The organism is Aurantiacibacter sediminis, from assembly GCF_016019885.1.
GTDB classification, from domain to species: domain Bacteria; phylum Pseudomonadota; class Alphaproteobacteria; order Sphingomonadales; family Sphingomonadaceae; genus Alteraurantiacibacter; species Alteraurantiacibacter sediminis.
Genome location: NZ_JAEANY010000001.1, coordinates 285,052 through 305,625, shown reverse-complemented (window position 1 = coordinate 305,625; position 20,574 = coordinate 285,052). Strand labels below are relative to the sequence as shown.

Here is a 20,574-nt window from a genome sequence, read left to right as displayed (position 1 = left end):
AAATAAGGGATCGTATGATTTTCAAATTTGCCAAAGCTATTGCTGCAGGTTCGCTACTTATCGCGACGCCCGCACTGGCCGAAGACGAACCGCGTACAGGTTTGATCGACGCTGACAGGGTCACTGAAGGCGGTATGGATGAAGAATTCAGCGAGCTGTTCGCAAGCTGGGAAGAAAGTGACAGCGACATTGCTGCGGACCGCGCCGAGATGGCAGCCGATTATGCGCCTGCTGCCTCTGGCTCCTTCGAAGTCGTGCAGTCGGTAACGGTGTCCACGCCTTGGCTCATGCCGATCGAGGGCGCTCGCCTGACAAGCGGCTACGGTAATCGCAACCACCCAGTCCTGCGCCGACGTGCACACCACCATGGCGTTGACCTTGCTGCACCGACCGGCACGCCTGTCTACGCCACAGCTGACGGCACCGTGGAAATGGCGCAGTGGTATTCGAGCTACGGCAATTACGTGCAGATCGATCACGGTGGCGATGTCGAGACGCGCTATGCGCACCTTTCCCGCTACACCGTGCGCGATGGCGAGCGCGTGAGCGCAGGCGACCTGATCGGTTATGTCGGTTCGACCGGCCGCTCGACCGGTCCGCATCTGCATTACGAAATCCGCATGGACGGCCAGTCGGTCAACCCGATTCCCTACATGACCGCACAGCTCGACACCGATAATAGCGAACAGGCAGCGCGCGGCGGCGACTAAACTGCGGGCATCAATTGAACTTAAAGAGAAAAGGCGGGCTGCCAAGCCCGCCTTTTTCGTTTTCTGCGATGATGTCGCGGACCGCGTTACTCGGCCAGCAATCGCTCCGCGATAGAGCGGATTTCCGCGCCCATATCATCGCGCTCCAGCGCCAGCGCCAGCGTGGCTTCGACGAATCCTGTCTTGCTGCCGCAATCGAAGCGACGCCCTTCGAAGGTGACAGAGTGGAAAGCCTGGTTGCCGATCATCCGCGCCATTGCATCGGTCAGCTGGATTTCGCCGCCGGCCCCTTTGCCCTGCGTTTCCAACGTGCGCATGACTTCGGGCTGCAGGATATAGCGACCAGAGATGATCTTGTTGGACGGCGCCTCTGCCACCGGCGGCTTTTCGACAAGGCCGTTCACTTCGGTCAGTGCACCAGAACTTTCGCCCGGGTCGATCACGCCGTAGCTTGCAACATTTTCATGCGGCACTTCGAGCACGGAAATCAGGTTTCCGCCGACCTCGTTATAGGCCTCGACCATCTGCGCCATGCAGCCCGTGCCGCCTTTATGGGCGACCATCATTTCATCGGGCAGCAGGATCGCAAAAGGCTCATCCCCTACGATAGCGCGTGCGCACCAGATGGCGTGGCCAAGACCCATTGGCACCTGCTGGCGAACGGTAATGATATCGCCGGGGGTGAAGCGACTAGAATCCAGCACGCCCAAATCCTTGCCGCGCTCTTCCATTGTCGTTTCAAGCTCGTAAGCGACATCGAAATGCTCGACAATCGCGGTCTTGCCGCGCCCGGTGACAAAAATCATCTGCTCAATACCCGCCTCGCGCGCTTCGTCCACCGCATACTGGATTAGCGGGCGATCCACGATCGGCAGCAATTCCTTAGGGATAGCCTTGGTGGCGGGAAGGAAGCGGGTGCCGAGACCAGCGACGGGGAAAACGGCCTTGCGGATCGGTTTATGTGTGCTCATGCTCCGCGTCATGAAAGCTCATGCCCGAAGGGTCAAGCGCGCCATCCCAGCGTTCGCAATCGCGGGCCTTCTGGCCGCCTGTGCCCAGCCGCTCACCACGCCCGAACAGGTGACTTTCGCCCCCGGCTTCAGCACCGTGTCCGGGCAGGAGACCGGTCAGCCTGGCATTTACGACCTGCGGGTCGATCCGCGCTTTGCGGATTTCGCGCAGGATATCCTCCAGCAACAATATTCGATGCTCGGCAGGGAGGATCTCGCGGCACGCACCAGCCATGAATACAGTGCCGTTGCATGCGAACCGCATTCCTCTGGGGCCAGCGGCGAAGATGCAGTTCTGGCAGAAATCGTCAGGCAGGCGCGCGATGCGCGTGTGGTGATCGTCAACGAAAGTCACACGTTAAGCCGCCATCGGGGTTTCTCGCAGAGACTCGTAGAGGCGCTGCGCCCGCTTGGCTTTACGCATTTTGCCGCGGAAACCTTTACCCACCCGGCGGATGCGATCGCCCCTGCCGAGGCTGGCATGGCGCTTCCTTACCCTCGGGATCTCGAGGGTCATTATCTGATCGAGCCTGCTTTCGGCCGGCTGTGGCGCACGGCGCGCGATCTGGGGTATGCGCCCATCGCTTACGAGCAGAACACCGAACGGGACGAAGCGGCGTCTCGCGATGAGCGGGTTGCGGCGCGCGAAGCCTTCCAGGCCCAGGCGCTTGCCGAGGCGATCGAAGAGGCGGGGCCGGATGCGCGCTTTATCATCCATGTCGGCTATTCGCATGCCAGCGAGCACGAAGGCGAGTTCGGACCGGTCTGGATGGCGGGCCGCTTAAAGGCCCTGACAGGCATCGACCCGCTCACGATCTCTCAAGTGCAGTGTCGGCAGGACACCGGCAGCACCCGCTTGGCGGCCGATGGCAGTGACCAGCTCGGGCAGGAATTCGATATTTTCGTCGATCACCCGGTCACGCGCTTCGAAGGCCATCGCCCCTTGTGGCGTGCAGCGGCAGGCGATGTCCGCGTTCGGGTGCCGGATGCACTCGTGCCGAACGAGGGAGCGCATGTCATCGAAGCTCGCCTCGCTGGAGAGCCGGATGAAGCGGTTCCGATGGACCGCGTCCTGGTCTTTCCCGGTGAAGAGGTAGATCTGCTGCTGCCACCCGGCCGTTATCGCCTGCGCGCGGTCGTGGCGATCACCGAAGAAGGCGAGTAGAGCGGGCTGCGCCTACTCTTCGCCCGGCGGGCTCAGCAAGTCGGCGACGAGCCACAGGCGCACGGCGGTCGCCAGCCCGGGCGGCGTATCCGCTTCCAGCCGCTCTGCATCGATCTGTGCGATCACTGCGTTGAGCGGTAGCGCCTCGCGCTGAGCGACTTCGTTCAGGATATCCCAAAAAAGCGGCTCCAGACTGATCGATGTCTTGTGTCCGGCAATCTCGACCGAACGCTTTATGGGCGGGTGGTAGATATCGCTCATGGCGGGGATTTAGGTGGCAACAGGCGACCGCGCTACGATTTTTTTGGGGTATCTGAATGCGGCTCTGCTGATATCCTTGCCGCATGGCTTCGGGCTTTGCATCGCTGACCGAGAAGGAGCGCGAGACGCTGCGCCTGTTGCTGCGCGGTCATGACGCCAAATCCATGGCTGGCGAATTGCAGCTATCGGTCCACACTGTGAATGAGCGATTGAGGCATGCCCGGCGCAAGCTCGATGTGACCAGCAGCAAGGAAGCCGCCCGGCTGCTTTATGAGCAGGAGGCGAGGGACCCGAAATTTCTTGGAGACAAGAATTTGGGGGATGCGTGGGAAGGGCGCGACGCGGACGATGGCGAGCAATCGAAAGACACAGAAACGCCGCGCACAGGGCGCGGTGTCTGGATCATAGGAGTGCTTGCCATGATTGCTGCAGCAATATTTCTTGCCGTCCTCGCGCAACCCGCGGCTCAGAGCGAATCGGACCAAAGTTACGAGGCCGTTCTAGTCGCGCGCGATACCAGCGTCGAAGAAGCCGCGCGTGAGTGGCTCACCATCGTCGATAGGTACGACTGGACGGCCAGCCATGAAGTCGCAGGGGAGTATTTCCGCGAAAATAACAGCCTTGCGGATTAGCAGGCTCAGGTAGACAGGAACCGCGAAGCCTTCGGAGACATCGCGTCACGCGAATATCTCAATTCGCGCTTTGTCGATGATGGCGAAGGCGGCTTCCGAATCATCATGTTCCGGACTGAATTCGCGAATGGCAATACTCAGCTTGAGGCGGTGAGCCTCTCACCCGAAGCGGGCGGTTGGAAAGTCACCAGCTATTACATCGATTAGCCGCGCGAGCGGGAGGTGCGCATCGAATGCGCCTCCCGCTCAGCAGCGATCAATACATGTGCTGGCCGCCATTGATCGACAGCGTCGAGCCGGTGATGAAAGCGCCGTTTTCCGACGCGAGGAAACTTACACCACGGGCGATTTCGCTGGCTTGGCCAAGGCGGCCGACCGGAATTTTTGCGACGATCTTTTCGAGCACATTCTCCGGCACGGCAGCAACCATGTCCGTGTCGATATAGCCCGGCGCGATGGCGTTGACGGTAATGCCGTAGCGCGCGCCCTCCTGCGCCAGCGCCTTGGTGAAGCCATGAATGCCGGACTTGGCCGCGGCATAATTCACCTGACCATACTGACCTGCTTGGCCGTTGATTGAACCGATATTGATGATGCGGCCCCATTTGCGTTCTTTCATGCCTTCGAACGCGGCCTTGGCCATGTTGAAACAGCCGCCTAGATTGGTGCGCATCACGTCTTCCCAATCCTGCAGGCTCATGCGCATCAGCGTGCCGTCGCGGGTAATGCCAGCGTTATTCACCACCACATCGATCGGGCCGACTTCTTCGGTGATTTTGTTGCAGGCCGCGATGGTCGCTTCGTGGTCGCCCACGTCGAACTTGTAGGTCGCAGTCCCCGTTTCATCGGTAAATTTGCGCGCGGCATCATCATTGCCCGCATAGCTGGCGACAACGGTGAACCCGTCCTCCTTCAGCGATTCGCAAATAGCGCGGCCAATGCCGCGGGTCCCGCCGGTGACTACTGCAACCTTACCCATGCATCATTCTCCATCTTTTTGTTTTGAGTCTTTTTATTGTGGGCTGCCTTCTAAGGCAGGATGCCGACGATGCGCAAAGAAAAACCCCGCCGCAGCGGGGCTTTGCATACTTATGTCTGGTGTTCGCGAGGTCGAGCGACCGGTCAGAAGCGCAATTGCGTGCCGATATAGACCGCTTGGCTGTCCTGCTGCTCAACATCGGGAAGCGGCATGATGTCGCGATCCTGCTCCAGCCTAACGCCGGCGGTGATGTCGAGATTATTGGTCAGACGATAGCTGCCGCCAAGGTCAAGCAATTGATCGCCGACAGATGCACGCGCGTCCTGCCGGCGGTTCGTGCTCTCTTCCATTGCGACGCGCGCTGCAAAGCGGCTCGGCTCATCGCGCGAAGTGGTGCGCGGCGAGAAATCGGAAATGTCCGGGATGTTTGCGCTCGAAAGCGCGCTGGACAGTTCAGGCGAACGGCTGTTGGTTGCAGGTGCGAAATTGCTGAACCCGCGAGCAATGCCGAGATTGTAGCGAGTTGGCGCGACCTGCAGGCTGGAAGGCATGTTGTCGCTTTCCCGCGCGCCGGCGATGCTGGTGCTGGCAGCGAGTGCTTGTGCCGTTTCCTGGTCGACACGAACGGCGACGGTCACTGCGCGCTCCGCATTGTTGCCGGTGGCCCCAGCGGGCGTGAAGCGCATCATCCGCGCCTGGCCCTGGCTGTTGCGTGCCATCATCTCTGCAACCGCCGGATCGGCAGCAGCAGGCGTAAAGGCGATGTGAGCGGAAGCATTGGGAGCGGCGACGCTTTCGCCGTTCAGCAGGCCGATGGCGAGCACCGAACTGGGCAGCGCAATGGCAAATGCAGCAGCAGACGCGGCCAGCGTCAGCTTTCCTGCCAGTGATGTGCCTTGCCGTTTCATGGCGCCCATTATTCCCTGTTTGCGATGGACTCGCGCTGAATGAACGAGTCGTCTCTCAACTTGGTTCCGAGTCGGTGTGTTAGGCCTTCCATTGCGGGTTTTCCACTATTTGCGCAGCATGCAGAACCGCTTTTGGCAAAGTGTTGCAGCGACCACACAAACGCGCGCTTGCGCAATTTCCGCGCATTAAGCCCTCATTCACGGCCTGACCGCCCATTTGCACGCAATTGTGACGCTTCGCCTTGCCGCGCCCCATGGGGCTTGTATAGAGGCGTCACTTGCCGAGTTTTGCTCATTGGGTTTTCGCTCGCAAACGCGCTTTACAGGACAGATAATGCCACAGACCTCTTTCCGCCCCTTCGCCCAGAAACGCCGCGTGGCTGGTGCCGCGCTGCTTGGCCTCGCTACGTTCGGCCTTGCTGCATGCGGTGGTGGTAATGACGAAAGGCTGCGGACGGACTTGGCAGCTGCGCAGACGACCTCGATCGGCGTGAACTCCTATCTCTGGCGCGCCAGCCTAGAAACGCTATCCTTCGCTCGGCTGACCACTGCCGATAGTTCCGGCGGCGTGCTGATCACCGATTGGTACACCAACCCGAACAGCCCGAATGAGCGAGTGAGCGTTTCGGTCGCCATTCTCGATTCCACCTTGCGGGCTGATGCGCTTCGCGTAAACGCCACGCGGCAGGTGATGCAAGGTGGCCAGTGGGTCGATGCTCCGGTGCAGGCTGCCACGGTTCAGCGCCTTGAAGACATCATCCTCACCACCGCTCGCGATTTGCGCCGTTCCACTGTGATGTAACTCCCGCTAGGGACTCTTCATGAGTAACGAGAGATTCGATCCGTCAGTCGCTGACGGGCGCTGGCAGGCTGCGTGGGATGAAGCCCGCTGCTTTGAAGCGGATAGCAATTCGGACAAGCCCAAAAGCTATGTGCTGGAGATGTTCCCCTATCCCAGCGGGCGCATCCATATCGGCCATGTGCGCAATTACACGATGGGCGATGTGCTGGCGCGTTATCGCAAGATGCAAGGGCGTGAAGTGCTGCACCCGATGGGGTGGGACGCTTTTGGCATGCCGGCGGAAAACGCTGCGATGGAAAAGGGCGTCCATCCTGCCGGCTGGACCTATCAGAATATCGAGACAATGAAGGGCCAGCTCAAGCAGCTCGGCTTTGCTCTCGACTGGTCCCGTGAATTCGCCACCTGCGATCCCGAATATTACGGTCACGAGCAGGCGCTGTTTATCGACCTGTTTAACGCCGGCCTCGTCTATCGCAAGGAAAGCGAGGTCAATTGGGATCCGGTCGATATGACGGTGCTCGCCAATGAGCAGGTGATCGACGGTAAGGGCTGGCGCTCGGGCGCAGAGGTCGAGAAACGCAAGCTCAACCAGTGGTTCCTGAAAATCACGCAGTTTGCCGAAGACCTGCTGGAAGGCGTTCAGGGTCTGGACGACTGGCCGCAAAAGGTCCGCACGATGCAGGAAAACTGGATCGGCAAGTCGCAGGGTCTCGAATTCGCGTTCGACCTTTCGAACGGCCAAAAGTTGCCCGTTTACACGACGCGCCCCGACACGATCTTTGGCGCGAGCTTTGTGGCCGTGGCGGCCGACCATCCGGTCGCGCAATCGCTCGACAACGAAGAAGCTCGCGATTTCATTGCGCTCTGCAAGAAAGGCGGCACCACCGCTGCGGAGCTGGAGACGGCGGAGAAGCTGGGCTTCGACACAGGCATCACCGCACGCCATCCCTTCACCGGCGCAGAATTGCCGCTCTACATCGCCAACTTCGTGCTGATGGATTACGGCACCGGGGCCATCATGGCGGTGCCGGGGCATGACCAGCGCGACTTCGAATTTGCGACCAAATACGGCCTTCCGATCCCGCGCGTTGTTGCGCCTTCAGTCGATGAAGCGGCAAAGCCATTCGATGGCGAAGCCGAGGCGGGCGAAGGTGTGCTCGTCAATTCCGATTTCCTCGACGGGATGAGCGTTGAGGATGCCAAGGCCGAAGTCATTGCCCGCGCCGAAAAAGGCGACTGGGGCGTGGGCACGACGGTTTGGCGCCTGCGCGATTGGGGCGTTTCGCGCCAGCGCTATTGGGGCACGCCGATCCCCTTCATTCACTGTGCGGATTGCGGCGTGGTTCCCGTGCCCAAAGACCAGCTTCCGGTGAAACTGCCGGACGATGTCTCTTTCGAACAGCCGGGCAATCCCTTGCTTCGCCACCCGACATGGAAGGACACGACATGTCCGAAATGCGGCGGAGCGGCGGAACGTGAAACCGATACGCTCGACACATTCGTCAATTCCAGCTGGTACTTCCTGCGCTTCGCCAGCCAGCCGGGTGACAAGCCCTTCGATGCGGCGGAAGTCGCCAAATGGCTGCCGGTGGATCAATATATCGGCGGGATCGAGCATGCGATCCTGCACCTGCTCTACGCCCGCTTCTGGACGCGCGCGCTGGCGCATGTCGGCCTGCTGGATGTGAAGGAGCCGTTCGGTTCGCTCTTCACGCAGGGCATGGTCACGCATGAGGTTTACACTCTCCCGTTTAATTTCACTTCCTTGGACGGCAGAGTCATTCGTGTGCCGGAAAACGTTGGCCACAAACACGGAAAATTCTTCGCTATTTCGGACAATGTAGAGGTCTTACCTCGACCTGCACGGCCCGGTGATCCGATGCATTACGTGAACCCGTCGCAGGTTCGGAAAGTTAGCGAGAAAGCATACTTTCTAGACTCTGATCTCGAGCTCAATATCGGCAAGGTCATCAAGATGTCCAAGTCGAAGAAGAATGTCGTCGACCCGGAAGACATCATCCGCGATTACGGCGCCGATGCAGTGCGCTGGTTCATGCTGTCCGACAGCCCGCCAGAGCGTGACTTGCCGTGGTCCGAGGCAGGCATCGAGGGCTGCGGCCGCTTCGTCCAGCGCCTGTGGCGGCTGTTCGGCCAATATGAGGAGAACGCGAGCGGCGAGGACAAGGATCTTGCTCGCAAAACACACCAGACGATTGCTGCCGTTGCCGAAGATATCGAAGCGCTGGCTTTCAACAAGGCTGTGGCGCGGCTGTACGAGCTGACCAGCGCGGCGGAAAAGGCTGCACCTTCGGATAGTCGCAGTCATGCGATCCGCTCTTTGTTGCTGATGGCCTCCCCCATGATGCCGCATCTTTCCGAAGAGGGCTGGGTGGAGATGGGCGGCAAGGGTCTTGTCGCCGAAGCGGCCTGGCCCGAAGTCGATCCGGCGCTGCTGGTCGAGGATGAAGTCACCATCGCCATTCAGCACAAGGGCAAGCTACGCGATACGCTGTCCGCTCCCAAGGGATCGTCGAAAGAGGATCTGGAGGCGCTTGCGCTCGCGAGCGAGAAGGTCCAGCGTTCGATCGATGGTGCGGACATTCGGAAAGTGATCGTGGTGCCTGACAGGCTGGTGAATATCGTCACATGATGCGGCTGCTCGCCTCGCTTGCCGCTCTTGCGCTGCTGTCTGGCTGCGGCCTGCAGCCGATCTATGCCGGTGGCAGTCAAGGTGTGGTGGCGCAGGGACTTGCCAATATCGAAGTCGCGCCGATTGAGGGCCAGGAAGGCTGGCTAGTGCGCAATGCGCTTGAAGACCGGCTCTATCGCAGCGGCTCGGCCAATGGCAGCGCGCAATACAGGCTCGATGTGCTGCTCGATGACCGGCTTGAAGGGCTCGGCCTGCTGACAGACGATACGATTGGCCGCCAGCGCCGCACGCTGCGCGCGCGCTACCAGCTGGTCGATATCGCGACAGGCGCAATTCTTGTCGATGCCACCGCCGGGTCCGATGCCGGGATCGATGTGGTGAGCAGCGAATATGCAACCATCGCTGCAGAGCAAACTGCGCTCGAAAATTTGTCGAAAGAAGTTGCCGACCAGATCGTGGTCCGCCTGACGCGCGTCTTGCGCGAACAGGACCAGTGAAGGCCACCCAGCGCGATTACGCCCAGGCTGCCAAGCGGGCAGGCGAACGGTGTCGCCTATTCTTCTTCTGCGGGCAGGATGAGGCAGGCGCCTCTGCTGCGATTGCCAAGCTGATTGCCGAACTGCCCGACGCGGGTGAACGCGTCGACATTTCCGGCGCTGACCTCAAATCCGATCCCTCCCGCCTCGTCGATGAAGCGCGCTCGACATCGCTTTTCGGCGACTCACGCCATATCCTGGCGCGCGTTTCGGGAGAGGAAGCGCATGATGCAATGGCGAGCTGGTGCGAGTTGGTCGATCGCGGCGAGGTGACTGATGGCTGGCCGATTTTCATCGTCGCCACATCCGCAACCGACAAATCGCGCAGCGCGAAACTGTTGTTGAAGCGTGAAGATGCGCTGGTGGCGATTTTCTACCCGCCAGATTTGCGCTCCGTGACAGCCGATGTGCGGGCGATGGCGGATGCCGTGGGCTTGCGGCTCGACGGCTCGCTTGCCGAAACCATTGCCCGTGCCGCCAATCTCGATGTCCGCCTCGCCCAGTCCGAAGTCGACAAGCTAGCGCTCTATCTCGACGCCTCCCTGCAGACGCCCAAGCGCGCGGATCTCTCGGCATTCAACGACATCGGCGCGAGCGCGGAAGAGGACGGCTTCATGCCGCTAGTCAATGCTGCGCTGAGCGGAGAGCTGTCCAAATTGCCGGGAGAGCTCACGCGAATGCGCGAAGTCTCGCTCAACCCTGTCGGCGTGGCGCTGGCGCTGGAACGGCGTGCCGCGCAACTCGCCGTGCTGTCACCCAAGCTGCGACGGGGGGACGATATGAAGCAATTCCTGAAGATGAACGGGGTGTTCTTTAAAGAGCATCGCGAAGTTGGCGATCAGCTGATGCGGTGGAATGGCGGCAGGCTGGAGCGCCTTGTGCCGCGCCTTGCCGATCTGCATCGTTCGCTGCTCGCCAACAGCCAGACGGCAGAACTTCTACTCGCCCGCGAGCTCACCCAAATCGCCCGATACGCAGCCGCGCGCCGCTGAAAAGCGGTTGTAACGGTGCAAATTCGCGCCAGTCTGCTTGTGCGCGCCGGTCATACAAATATCTGCAAGCAATTACGTGGTATTGCGTATGTAGCGGTAACTATTTGGGCGTGAGGCCATTGATCGATCAAGTGGCATTACTGGAGGACAAGGCAGAGGCGGATTTTTCTTCCGTTGATGATGCCGGTCCGCGTGAGCACTTGGACAGCACTACACCCGCAAAGCTGCCACCGGCGCCGCGCAACGGGCTCCTGCCTTCGCTGGAGCGCAAGCGGCTGCGAGCTTATTTGGCGCTTCTCCTCGGCGATGTCGCAATCCTGCTCGGTGCTTTTTTCGCTGATTCAGTTCTCTACTTCGGCACGGTGACCAATTGGGCGCTGCTCGAAGGGGGCATGATCTCGGCCTATGTCATCCTGCCGGTTTACCTGACGGTCGCCTTGTATAATGGCACCTATTCGCGTCGCGCGCTGACCAATTGGCAGACGAGTGCATTCCGGGCAATTACCGCGCTGATAGTCGCCGCTGCCCTGGTCAATCTCCTGGCCTTTTTCGCCAAGAGCAATGCGGAATTTTCGCGCATGGTCTTCGCACTGGGCCTCGTCACGACTGCGGTCCTGATGACCGCCATGCGTTTTGGCGTGTCGCGCGTACTTTCCCGTAAATGGGGACCGACTTCGCTCAACAAAATGGTCATCCACGCTGGCGGGCCGGAGCTTACCTTGCCCCATGCCATTCATGTGGATGCTCGCGAGCATGGCCTTGTTCCAACGCTGGATGATCCACGCGCTCTCGATCGGCTGAGCAAATATCTGCGTAATATGGATGAAGTGGTTGTAAGCTGCCCGGCAGAGGAGCGCGCGGCTTGGGCGCAGGTGCTGAAAGGCTCGGGCATCGATGGCGAGGTGACGCATCAATTGCCGCGCGAAATCGGAGCGGTAGGTGTAGTGCATTATGACGCTGCTGGAGTTTCAGCGCTCAAAGTGTCGTCGGGGCAGCTGGGAATACGGGCGCGCGTTGCCAAGCGGCTGTTTGACGTCGCTGTGTCAGGCCTTGTCTTGCTGGTCGCCGCGCCGCTAATGTTGATTGTCGCATTGCTGATCAAGCTGGAGGATGGCGGACCTGTCTTCTTCATCCAGAAACGCGTAGGCCGCGGCAACCGCTTTTTTGCGATCCTGAAATTCCGCTCAATGCGCGAGAGCGATGATAGCGGTGCGCAATCGACACTGCTTGAAGACGAGCGGGTGACACGCATCGGACGCTTCATCCGTCGCACCAGTATCGACGAATTGCCGCAGCTCATTAACGTGCTGAAAGGCGACATGAGCCTCGTCGGCCCGCGCCCGCATGCGCTTGGATCGAAGGCCGGCAGCAAGCTTTTCTGGGAAGTCGATCGCAATTACTGGCAACGCCACGGCTTGCGTCCGGGCATCACCGGCCTGGCGCAAGTGCGCGGGCACCGGGGTGCGACCGATACAGAAACGCAGCTGAGCAACCGGCTACTGGCAGACTTGGAATATATGCAGCGCTGGAGCCTGTGGCAGGATATCGCCATACTCGCCGCAACGCTGCGCGTGATTACCCACGAACGCGCCTTTTAGCGCGCAGCTTTACTGCTTGCCTTCGCCAGCCAGAAAGGCGCGATAGGCATCGGCGATCCCTTCGCGCAGTTCGATCTTCGGCTTCCAGCCCATGGCGGCGATCTTGTCTCCGCTCATCAGCTTGCGCGGCGTGCCATCGGGCTTGCTGGTATCCTTTGTGATGCTGCCGTCAAATCCGACGACATCGCACACCATTTGCGCAAGCTCGATGATTGGCAGATCCGTGCCAGAGCCAAGATTGACATGTTCCTCGCCCGAATATTTCTTCAGCAGGAAAACAGCACCATCGGCCAGATCATCGACATGCAGGAATTCGCGGCGCGGTGAGCCCGTGCCCCAGATTTCAATCGAATCCGCGCTCGCCTCCTTCGCCTCATGCGCCTTGCGAATGAGGGCTGGCAGCACGTGGCTGTTGGCGAGATCGAAATTGTCGCCGGGCCCATAGAGATTGGTCGGCATGGCGCTGATAAAATCGACGCCATATTGCTTGCGATAGGCCTGGCACAGCTTGATACCGGCGATCTTGGCCACGGCATACCACTCATTGGTCGGCTCCAGCGGGCCGGTCAGCAATGCGTCCTCCGGAATCGGCTGGGGTGCCATCTTCGGGTAGATGCAGGACGAGCCGAGAAACAGCAGCTTCTCTACGCCATTGCGATAGGCAGCCTCGATCAAATTCGCCTCGATCATGAGGTTGTCGTAGAGGAATTCGGCCGGATAGGTGTCGTTCGCGAAAATGCCGCCGACTTTCGCTGCAGCGACCACAACGGCGTCTGGCTGGTTATCGGCAAACCATTCGCGCACGGCGGATTGTTCGCGCAGATCTGTGCTGCGTTCACTGGTCAGGACGGTGCAGCCTTCGCTTTCCAGCCGCCGGACGATGGCCGATCCGACCATACCCTTGTGCCCCGCGACATACGCGCGCTTGCCAGCAAGATCGTAAGACATCAGTCGCCGCCTGCGATCGGTTCGGCTTTCATGATTTCCATATCGGCCAGCAGCATTTCACGCGCCAGTTCGCGTGGTGATGTTTCGTGCTTCCAGCCGAGCTTTTCCTGCGCCTTTGTCGGATCGCCAAGCAGCAATTCCACCTCGGTCGGGCGAAAATAGCGCGGGTCGACTTCGATCAGGCAGCGGCCGTCATCCTTGGCATAGCCCTTTTCCTCAACGCCTTCCCCGCGGAATTCGATAGGAATGCCAGCGTCCTCAAATGCCCAGCGAACGAATTCGCGTACCGGAGTAGTGACGCCGGTGGCGAGCACGTAATCGTCGGCCTGCTCTTGCTGCATCATCATCCACATGCCGCGCACATATTCGCGGGCGTGGCCCCAATCGCGCTGGGCATCCAGATTGCCGAGATAGAGCTTGTCCTGACGGCCCAGAGCAATCGCCGCAGCCGCGCGAGTGATCTTGCGGGTTACGAATGTTTCGCCGCGCAGCGGACTTTCATGGTTGAACAGGATGCCGTTGCTCGCGTGAATGCCATAAGCTTCGCGGTAGTTCACCGTGATCCAGTAGGCGTAAAGCTTGGCGGCAGCATAGGGGCTGCGCGGGTAGAAAGGCGTGGTCTCGCTTTGCGGCACTTCCTGCACGAGGCCGTAAAGCTCCGATGTGGACGCCTGATAGAACCTGGTCTTTTCTTCAAGCTTGAGAATGCGGATCGCCTCCAAGAGGCGTAACGTGCCGATAGCATCGGCATTGGCCGTATATTCCGGCGTTTCGAAGCTGACCGCGACGTGGCTCTGCGCGGCGAGGTTGTAAATCTCGTCCGGCTGCACTTCCTGCACGATTCGGATCAGGTTCGTGCTGTCTGTCAGATCGCCATAATGCAGGTGGAACTTCTGATTATCGACATGCGGGTCTTGATAAATATCCTCGATCCGCCCGGTATTGAAGCTCGACGAACGGCGCTTTACGCCGTGCACTTCGTAGCCCTTTTCGAGCAGCAGGTGCGACAGATAGGCGCCATCCTGTCCGGTCACACCGGTGATCAGTGCAGTCTTCGCTTTGGTCATTTTCGGGTCTTCCAGCCGCTTGATTGAATTCAGGGGGTCAAAAGCCTATCGCCTGCGATTATGCAAGCGGCGACTTGGTGCAATGCAATAGGAAAGCCAATGAACTGAAATGAATACCGTCATTTTTGGCCTTGGTTATGTTGGCGGCACAGCCGCGGGATGCATCGCATCGCAGGGCCATAGCGTGGTCGGTATCGACATCAATGACAGCAAGGTTGCGGCCATCAATGCAGGGCGCAGTCCGGTGAAAGAGCCGGGACTGGAGGCCTTGATCGCAAAGGCGCGTGCGGATGGCCTGCTAAGCGCTCAGGCGGATATCGGCACCGCGCTTGCAGAGTGTGATTTGGCAATCGTGTGTGTCGGAACGCCGAGCGCGGCAGATGGCGCACACGACATGAGCCACATTCTGCAGGTCACGCGCAATATCGCTGCGGCGATCAATTCTGCCCGGACTGCGCCACTGACGGTGGCATATCGATCGACCATGCGCCCCGGCTCCATGGATCAGCTGATCCAGCCAGTTTTCGAGGCAGCCCTGGGAGACGACTGCGCGCGATTGGTGTCGCTGGTCTACAATCCGGAGTTTCTCCGCGAGGCGAGCGCGATTGCCGACTATTTCGATCCACCGAAGATCGTCATCGGCACGCGAGATGGTGCGCCAAATGCTGCGATGGAAAATCTCCATGAGGGCATCGATGCGCCAGTCTTTCGCGTCGGCTTGCGCGAAGCAGAATTGACCAAGTTCGTCGATAATAGCTGGCACGCGGTGAAAGTCGCTTTTGCAAATGAAATCGGCCGGGTCTGCGAACAACTCGATATCTCCGCCGCGCAGGTCCACCAAATTTTCGCTGCAGATACAAAACTCAATATTTCCGCCCATTACACGCGGCCGGGCGCTGCCTTTGGCGGATCCTGCCTGCCCAAGGATGTGCGCGCCCTGCAGCATATGGCGAGTGATGTCGGGGCCCACACGCATCTTGTGGACGCGCTGCTTCGATCCAATGAAGCGCACAAGCATCATCAGTTTTTGGCAGCGACGCAGGGTCTGGAGAAAGGCGCGAAGCTGTTGCTCGTCGGCCTCGCCTTTAAGCGTGAAACCGATGACCTGCGCGAAAGTCCGGCAGTCGACATGGCGCGCAAGCTGCTCGATGCAGGCTTCGATCTCGACATTTATGATCCGGGCGTGGAGCCGAGCCAATTGGTCGGACAGAATCTCGGCTACGCGGCGGCTTTGCTGCCCACGATGGAGAGCTTACTGGTCGATCGGGAGACTGCACAAAAGCGCGATTACGCGCGTGTCATCGCAACGAATTCGCTTATCGAGACGCTTGACTTGCAGGCCGCAGATATCCTCGACATCAGCCGCATTGCCTGACCATGGCAGAGGCGCAGGACTTTTCTTTTCCGACTAGGATCGAGGGGCATCCGCTGGCGGGCAAGTCCGTGCTGATCGTGGTCGAAAACCTGCCGTTGCCGTTTGATCGGCGCGTCTGGCAGGAGGCGCGAACCTTGGTTGCGGCTGGAGCCACGGTCTCTGTCATTTGCCCGACCGGCAAGGGCTATGAAGCGCGCTACGAGCAAATCGAAGGCGTGCATATCTACCGCCATCCCCTGCCGCTCGAAGCAGACGGAGCGCTCGGTTTTCTGATCGAATATGGCGCCGCCCTGTTCTGGGAAACGCTGCTGGCGTGGCGTATTTACTTCAAGCGCGGGATCGATGTGATCCATGGCTGCAACCCGCCCGACCTCATTTTCCTGGTGGCGCTGCAATTCAAATTGCTCGGCGTGAAATACATTTTCGACCACCACGATATCAATCCCGAGCTTTACGAAGCCAAGTTCAACAAGCGCGGCTTTTTCTGGCGGCTGATGCTGCTTTTCGAGAAGCTGACTTTCAAATCTGCCGACGTCTCAATCGCGACAAATGAAAGCTACAAGTCGATCGCTGTCGAGCGCGGCGGCATGGGTCCGGAAAGGGTCTTCGTGGTGCGCTCAGGCCCCGATCTCTCCCGCCTCAAGTCCGTTGAGCCAGTGCCCGAATGGAAACACGGGAAAGACTATCTCGTCGGCTATGTCGGTGTGATGGGAGAGCAGGAAGGGATCGACCTGCTGATCGATGCGATCGACCATCTGGTCAATCGAATGGACCGCCATGATATTCGTTTCGTCTTGGTCGGCGGAGGGCCGAGCCTGGATGGTCTGAAGCGACTGGTTTCCGAAAAGGGCCTTGAGGACTGGATCCACTTCACCGGTCGCGCGCCTGATCAGGTGCTTTTCGAAGTGCTCTCCACAATGGACATCGGCGTCAATCCGGACCGGGTTAATGCGATGAATGACAAGTCGACCATGAACAAGATCATGGAATACATGTCACTCGGAAAGCCGATGGTGCAATTCGAGGTGACCGAGGGCCGCTATTCCGCGCAGCAGGCATCGCTCTATGCAAAACCGAACGATGCGGTTGATCTGGCGGAAAAAATCGCGGAGCTGCTCGATGATCCTGCGAAACGTGCCGCGATGGGATCATTCGGCCGCGAGCGGGTGGAGAAAGAGCTCAACTGGAACACGCAGGTTCCCGCATTGCTGAGCGCCTATGCCGCCGCTCTTGGGAAGGATTAGGCGTGCTTTCTGGCGAGACGGGTGTAGATCAGCCCCATCGCCGTGATCGCCAGCGTCAAGCCAATGTCACTGATCCAATTCGGCCGCAGCGGACCCGCGTAAAGTACCGCATCTACGCTGTGCAGCGAGATGATCCGAAGCGCATATAGAGCGGTGAATGAGAGCCCCGCCACTACTGTCGCCTGGCGCAGAAAGCTGAGCGGTCTGGTGCGTACACTCCACAATCGCTTCACGAGAAAAGCGAGGGTCCCGATTGCGACAAGCGCCAAGACCAACACCAGCACGGTCTGGATATCACCCCGATCGGCATAGGCTCCCTGTTCGCGCAGCTGCGCGCGCAGCCATTCGCGCAGGCGATCTTCTCCGGAGAGCAATCGGCTCAGCGCGAAAAAGGCGAACAAAGCGGCTGTGCCGAGAAAAGTGCTTCGATGCCGTTTTGGAAGTCCAGACCGCCCGGCTGAAGCCGCGGCCCGCAGGCAGCTTGCGATGGCTGCGCAGTAAAGGAGGACTGCAATCACATTGAGCCAGGAAATCATCGTCATTTCCCTTGCACATAGATTCAGCGCTTCACCACGGTTTTGGTCGCATTTTTTGCACAGCCTCCGGTGCGGGCAAGGGCGCGTCGGGTTGCTAAGCGGCTTCACGTCATTCACGGTTGAGCCAAGTGGTTCTGCCTAGGAACGCACGCGAAATTTTGGCGTGGGAAAGGGTAAAACCCGGGATTGCGCAAATAATGGACATTTCAGATCCCATATCTCTGCAAATCAAAGCCTTTCTCGGGCTGGTGGTAACTTGCGCGCTGTCGGCATGCGCGAGCGGGGAGACCATCGCACCCGGCATTGCCGTGTCGACCCCGGATGTGGCTGCCAATCAAGCCGCATATGTTGCCGATCTTTCGGGCGCATACATGCTGCGTCCGACAGATGTCATTTCCGTCACCGTCTACCGCGAAGAGGATCTGTCGCTCAGCGATGTGACGATTGGCCCGGATGGCGACATCGCCATGCCCTTGCTAGGCGCAGTGGCAGCAGCGGGGCAGACGGCAGAGCAGCTGGCGGGGCAGATCGAGGCGCAACTGAATGCCCGCTTCCTTCGAAATGCCGATGTGGCGGTGAACGTCGTCAATTACGCCTCGCACCGCGTGACGGTGGAAGGCGCGGTACAGACGCCCGGTGTTTACACTTTCCTGCCCGGCACTCGCCTTTCCGGCGCTATTGCGATGGCTGAAGGGCCGACACGCGTGGCGGCGCGTGAGGAGATCGCAGTTTTCCGGGAGACACCCGAGGGCATCGCCATCGCGAAATTCGATTACGGCGCGATGCAGGCAGGCACCATGCTCGATCCCATGCTCGCGCCGGGTGACCGTGTGGTTATAGGCACTGATGGGCTCTCGCAATTCTGGCAGGACCTGCTGCGAACGCTTCCCGCTTTTGCCCTTTTCACGAATGTGAATATTTGAGCGGGCCGGCAAGCGATGAACGAAACCATCAATATCTACGGCCCGCGCCCACAAGACGTTCATGACGACGAGGTCTATTATGGAGAGGATGGCGGCAGCCTTTTCACTCTGAACAATATTCGCGCTTTGCTGTGGCGACAGCGATACATTCTGGTGGGTGTGACGGCATTTGCCCTCATCGCAGGATTGCTGCTCACCCTGCTGATGAAGCCGTATTACCAGGCAACATCGCAAGTGCGCGTCGATTATAACGAGAATGACATTGTCGAAGGACAGGACCTTACTTCGACTTATCTCACCGGCACCGAAGTCGCGCGGTATCTGGAAACACAGGCCGCCGAAATCCGCAGCCGGAGCATGGCGCTGCAGGTTGTTGACGATCTCGATCTCGCGTCGGGAGACCGGCTGCTCGGGCCTGCCACAGACGATGCCGGGACAGCCCTTTCCGAAGAAGCGACTATGGAAGCCCGGCGCGCAGCCGCGGCATCCATGCTGGTCGATAATCTGACTGTCGAAGTACCAATGGAAAGCCGGGTCATTTCCATCCGCTATTCCGCAGCAGAGCCGGTACTGTCTGCCGATGTCGCCAATGGCTATGCGCGCGCATTTCTCTCCAACGATCTCGACCGTTCGCTCCAGGCCTATTCCTACGCCCGCGAATATCTGCAAGAGCAGATCGACGACACGCGCAATGCGCTGCGCGAGGCGGAAATCCTTGCCAACCAATATGCGCGCCAGAATGCGATTGTCGGCCAGCCTTTCACGTCGGTTGGCGGCGATGGTGGTGATGGCGATATCGTGGCGACACCGACGCTGACTGCCAGCAATCTCGCCCAGATCAATCGCCGCTATATCGAAACCCGGGCTGCACGCATCGCTGCGCAGGAACGCTGGCAATCGGTCGCGAACACGTCTGCAATGGAGCTGCCGGAAGTGCAGAACAGCGCGGTTGCCCAGCAATTGCGTGGACGCATTGCCGAGCTGGAAGCGCGGCTGGCCGACCTGCTCGAACGCTATCAGGAGGACTTTCCCGCAGTTCGCGAAGTGCGCGCCGAAATTACCTCTCTGGAGCGGCAGCTGGCGAATGTGGCAGCCGAGATCAAAACGTCCATCCGCAACGAATTCTTGGTCGCGCGAAACCAGGAACAAGCGCTGGAATCGGAGCTGCAGCGTGTGTCCGGCGAAGCGCTCGATGAGCAGGATCGGCGTGTGCAATACAATTTGCTCGATCGCGACGTTGCTGCCTACCGTGCCCAGCTCGCGTCCTTGCTTGAGCGTTTCAACGAGATTTCCTCGGCTGCAAATTTGCAATCGAGCAAAGTAACTTTGCTGGACGAGGCGATCGTGCCCCGTTCGCATTACAAACCAAATCTGATGCGCAACATGCTCATCGCATTGGTGGTCGGCGGCGGGCTGGCGCTCGGCCTCGCTTTCCTGCGCGAAATTTTCGACGATCGCCTGCGCTCCACCGCCGATGTCGAGCGGCGACTGGGCGTCCCGGCGCTGGGGCAGACGCCTTTCACGCCAGAAGGTGAGATCACGGAAGCGCTAGACGATCCCTTCAGCGCGATCAGCGAATCCTACTCCTCCGTCCGCGCCACTCTGGACTTCTCGCTGCCGGAAGAGGCGCGGCAAGTCATCCAGTTCACCAGTGGCCAGCAGATGGAAGGCAAGACGACATCGGCCATCGCCGTCGCAGCGCGCTATGCCGCTGTCGGTAAAAAAGTGCTGCTGATGGATGTCGATCTGCGGCGACCGGCCGTAGGCAAGCGGCTGACCAATCAGGATCCCAAGGAAGGGCTGGTGAGCGCGCTTTACGGCCGCGCCGATTACAAGAGCTTGCTGCTGCAAACGCAGGTGCCTAACCTTGATGTTCTGCCTGCCGGGAAAGCGCCGCCCAATCCGGTGGAAATCCTTTCATCTGGCCTGATGCACGATTTTCTGGCGCAGGTGCGCGACACCTATGATGTGATCATCCTTGATGGTCCGCCCGTGATGGGCCTGGCCGATGCACCGCTCGTATCGCGTTTCGTCGATTGCACGGTCTTTGTGGCGGAGGCAAATCGCGTCGAATTCGGCAAGACGAAATCCGCCGTCAGGCGCTTGCGCGATGCCGGGGCCAATATTGCGGGCGCTATCCTGACGAAATATCGCGCGCTCGAAGCAGGCGAGAGCTACAATTACGAATATCAGTATTACACCTATTCCAAGGGATAGGGAGGCGGCCGGCAGGTCAGA

At 59.6% G+C, this 20,574-nt stretch carries 19 protein-coding genes and 1 pseudogene; 13 read left to right on the top strand and 7 right to left on the bottom strand.

Going from position 1 to position 20,574, the window contains the following annotated elements:
- Positions 1-14 precede the first annotated feature (14 nt).
- Entirely contained in the window at positions 15-710 is a 696-nt protein-coding gene (locus I5L03_RS01590) for a M23 family metallopeptidase (RefSeq protein WP_197919954.1), read from the top strand.
- 86 nt (positions 711-796) lie between these two features.
- Here I5L03_RS01590 and galU read toward each other — a convergent pair whose 3' ends face one another.
- Positions 797-1,681 carry a UTP--glucose-1-phosphate uridylyltransferase GalU gene (gene galU, locus I5L03_RS01585; RefSeq protein ID WP_197919953.1) on the bottom strand — a complete coding sequence of 295 codons (885 nt, stop codon included), beginning with the start codon at positions 1,679-1,681 and terminating at the stop codon, positions 797-799.
- Positions 1,682-1,691: 10 nt separating this feature from the next.
- Between galU and I5L03_RS01580 the strand changes: the two genes are divergently transcribed.
- Positions 1,692-2,885, top strand: coding sequence for a hypothetical protein (locus tag I5L03_RS01580; RefSeq protein ID WP_197919952.1), 1,194 nt, complete (start codon positions 1,692-1,694; stop codon positions 2,883-2,885).
- A gap of 12 nt (positions 2,886-2,897) precedes the next feature.
- On the opposite strand, the gene I5L03_RS01575 is transcribed toward I5L03_RS01580, so the two are convergent.
- The gene (locus tag I5L03_RS01575) at positions 2,898-3,146 is read right to left on the bottom strand and encodes a ribbon-helix-helix domain-containing protein (protein ID WP_197919951.1); all 249 of its coding nucleotides are present in this window, start codon (positions 3,144-3,146) and stop codon (positions 2,898-2,900) included.
- An 83-nt stretch (positions 3,147-3,229) separates the two neighbouring features.
- Here I5L03_RS01575 and I5L03_RS01570 point away from each other — a divergent pair, with 83 nt between their 5' ends.
- On the top strand, positions 3,230-3,778 hold the full coding sequence (locus I5L03_RS01570; RefSeq protein WP_197919950.1) for a helix-turn-helix domain-containing protein: 549 nt from the start codon (positions 3,230-3,232) through the stop codon (positions 3,776-3,778).
- A gap of 15 nt (positions 3,779-3,793) precedes the next feature.
- A pseudogene (locus tag I5L03_RS01565) lies at positions 3,794-3,985 on the top strand (DUF4019 domain-containing protein); the annotation flags it as partial.
- Positions 3,986-4,034: 49 nt separating this feature from the next.
- On the opposite strand, the gene phbB reads toward I5L03_RS01565, so the two are convergent.
- On the bottom strand, positions 4,035-4,757 hold the full coding sequence (gene phbB, locus I5L03_RS01560; protein WP_197919949.1) for an acetoacetyl-CoA reductase: 723 nt from the start codon (positions 4,755-4,757) through the stop codon (positions 4,035-4,037).
- A gap of 143 nt (positions 4,758-4,900) precedes the next feature.
- Positions 4,901-5,665, bottom strand: a complete 765-nt coding sequence (locus I5L03_RS01555; RefSeq protein ID WP_197919948.1) for a hypothetical protein — start codon at positions 5,663-5,665, stop codon at positions 4,901-4,903.
- Between the two features lie 334 nt (positions 5,666-5,999).
- Between I5L03_RS01555 and I5L03_RS01550 the strand changes: the two genes are divergently transcribed.
- From I5L03_RS01550 to I5L03_RS01530, 5 genes are all read left to right on the top strand, one after another.
- A complete protein-coding gene (locus tag I5L03_RS01550) occupies positions 6,000-6,467 on the top strand; it encodes a DUF3576 domain-containing protein (protein WP_197919947.1) in 468 nt (155 codons plus the stop codon).
- A 19-nt stretch (positions 6,468-6,486) separates the two neighbouring features.
- Positions 6,487-9,117 (top strand): leucine--tRNA ligase, encoded by a 2,631-nt coding sequence (leuS, locus tag I5L03_RS01545; protein WP_197919946.1) that lies wholly within the window; start codon positions 6,487-6,489, stop codon positions 9,115-9,117.
- Entirely contained in the window at positions 9,117-9,614 is a 498-nt protein-coding gene (gene lptE, locus I5L03_RS01540) for an LPS assembly lipoprotein LptE (RefSeq protein WP_197920677.1), read from the top strand. The genes leuS and lptE overlap by 1 nt, the downstream gene beginning before the upstream one ends.
- Positions 9,611-10,645 (top strand): DNA polymerase III subunit delta, encoded by a 1,035-nt coding sequence (gene holA, locus I5L03_RS01535; RefSeq protein WP_197919945.1) that lies wholly within the window; start codon positions 9,611-9,613, stop codon positions 10,643-10,645. Before lptE ends, holA begins: the two co-directional genes overlap by 4 nt.
- Positions 10,646-10,764: 119 nt before the next feature.
- Positions 10,765-12,243, top strand: a complete 1,479-nt coding sequence (locus I5L03_RS01530; RefSeq protein ID WP_234034983.1) for an exopolysaccharide biosynthesis polyprenyl glycosylphosphotransferase — start codon at positions 10,765-10,767, stop codon at positions 12,241-12,243.
- Positions 12,244-12,252: 9 nt separating this feature from the next.
- On the opposite strand, the gene fcl is transcribed toward I5L03_RS01530, so the two are convergent.
- Positions 12,253-13,191, bottom strand: a complete 939-nt coding sequence (fcl, locus tag I5L03_RS01525) for a GDP-L-fucose synthase (protein WP_197919944.1) — start codon at positions 13,189-13,191, stop codon at positions 12,253-12,255.
- On the bottom strand, positions 13,191-14,258 hold the full coding sequence (gene gmd / locus I5L03_RS01520) for a GDP-mannose 4,6-dehydratase (RefSeq protein ID WP_197919943.1): 1,068 nt from the start codon (positions 14,256-14,258) through the stop codon (positions 13,191-13,193). Before gmd ends, fcl begins: the two co-directional genes overlap by 1 nt.
- A 109-nt stretch (positions 14,259-14,367) precedes the next feature.
- On the opposite strand from gmd, the gene I5L03_RS01515 reads away from it, so the two are divergent.
- Positions 14,368-15,633, top strand: coding sequence for a nucleotide sugar dehydrogenase (locus I5L03_RS01515; RefSeq protein ID WP_197919942.1), 1,266 nt, complete (start codon positions 14,368-14,370; stop codon positions 15,631-15,633).
- A gap of 2 nt (positions 15,634-15,635) precedes the next feature.
- Positions 15,636-16,877: a glycosyltransferase family 4 protein gene (locus I5L03_RS01510; protein ID WP_197919941.1), complete on the top strand. Its 1,242-nt coding sequence runs from the start codon at positions 15,636-15,638 to the stop codon at positions 16,875-16,877.
- Here the strand turns inward: I5L03_RS01510 and I5L03_RS01505 are convergent.
- Complete coding sequence (locus tag I5L03_RS01505; protein WP_197919940.1) at positions 16,874-17,530, bottom strand: hypothetical protein; 657 nt, start codon at positions 17,528-17,530, stop codon at positions 16,874-16,876. The two genes, I5L03_RS01510 and I5L03_RS01505, sit on opposite strands and share 4 nt — an antisense overlap.
- An 80-nt stretch (positions 17,531-17,610) precedes the next feature.
- On the opposite strand from I5L03_RS01505, the gene I5L03_RS01500 reads away from it, so the two are divergent.
- Positions 17,611-18,336, top strand: coding sequence for a polysaccharide biosynthesis/export family protein (locus tag I5L03_RS01500; RefSeq protein ID WP_197919939.1), 726 nt, complete (start codon positions 17,611-17,613; stop codon positions 18,334-18,336).
- Positions 18,337-18,351: 15 nt separating this feature from the next.
- On the top strand, positions 18,352-20,553 hold the full coding sequence (locus I5L03_RS01495; RefSeq protein WP_197919938.1) for a GumC family protein: 2,202 nt from the start codon (positions 18,352-18,354) through the stop codon (positions 20,551-20,553).
- Positions 20,554-20,574 lie beyond the last annotated feature (21 nt).

Excerpts from the sequence above, each read along its gene's own strand:
- I5L03_RS01590 (WP_197919954.1), top strand. The coding sequence starts at position 15 with ATGATTTTCAAATTTGCCAAAGCTATTGCTGCAGGTTCGCTACTTATC.
- galU (WP_197919953.1), bottom strand. The coding sequence starts at position 1,681 with ATGAGCACACATAAACCGATCCGCAAGGCCGTTTTCCCCGTCGCTGGT.
- I5L03_RS01580 (WP_197919952.1), top strand. The coding sequence starts at position 1,692 with ATGAAAGCTCATGCCCGAAGGGTCAAGCGCGCCATCCCAGCGTTCGCA.
- I5L03_RS01575 (WP_197919951.1), bottom strand. The coding sequence starts at position 3,146 with ATGAGCGATATCTACCACCCGCCCATAAAGCGTTCGGTCGAGATTGCC.
- I5L03_RS01570 (WP_197919950.1), top strand. The coding sequence starts at position 3,230 with ATGGCTTCGGGCTTTGCATCGCTGACCGAGAAGGAGCGCGAGACGCTG.
- phbB (WP_197919949.1), bottom strand. The coding sequence starts at position 4,757 with ATGGGTAAGGTTGCAGTAGTCACCGGCGGGACCCGCGGCATTGGCCGC.
- I5L03_RS01555 (WP_197919948.1), bottom strand. The coding sequence starts at position 5,665 with ATGAAACGGCAAGGCACATCACTGGCAGGAAAGCTGACGCTGGCCGCG.
- I5L03_RS01550 (WP_197919947.1), top strand. The coding sequence starts at position 6,000 with ATGCCACAGACCTCTTTCCGCCCCTTCGCCCAGAAACGCCGCGTGGCT.
- leuS (WP_197919946.1), top strand. The coding sequence starts at position 6,487 with ATGAGTAACGAGAGATTCGATCCGTCAGTCGCTGACGGGCGCTGGCAG.
- lptE (WP_197920677.1), top strand. The coding sequence starts at position 9,117 with ATGCGGCTGCTCGCCTCGCTTGCCGCTCTTGCGCTGCTGTCTGGCTGC.
- fcl (WP_197919944.1), bottom strand. The coding sequence starts at position 13,191 with ATGTCTTACGATCTTGCTGGCAAGCGCGCGTATGTCGCGGGGCACAAG.
- gmd (WP_197919943.1), bottom strand. The coding sequence starts at position 14,258 with ATGACCAAAGCGAAGACTGCACTGATCACCGGTGTGACCGGACAGGAT.
- I5L03_RS01515 (WP_197919942.1), top strand. The coding sequence starts at position 14,368 with ATGAATACCGTCATTTTTGGCCTTGGTTATGTTGGCGGCACAGCCGCG.
- I5L03_RS01510 (WP_197919941.1), top strand. The coding sequence starts at position 15,636 with ATGGCAGAGGCGCAGGACTTTTCTTTTCCGACTAGGATCGAGGGGCAT.
- I5L03_RS01500 (WP_197919939.1), top strand. The coding sequence starts at position 17,611 with ATGGACATTTCAGATCCCATATCTCTGCAAATCAAAGCCTTTCTCGGG.
- I5L03_RS01495 (WP_197919938.1), top strand. The coding sequence starts at position 18,352 with ATGAACGAAACCATCAATATCTACGGCCCGCGCCCACAAGACGTTCAT.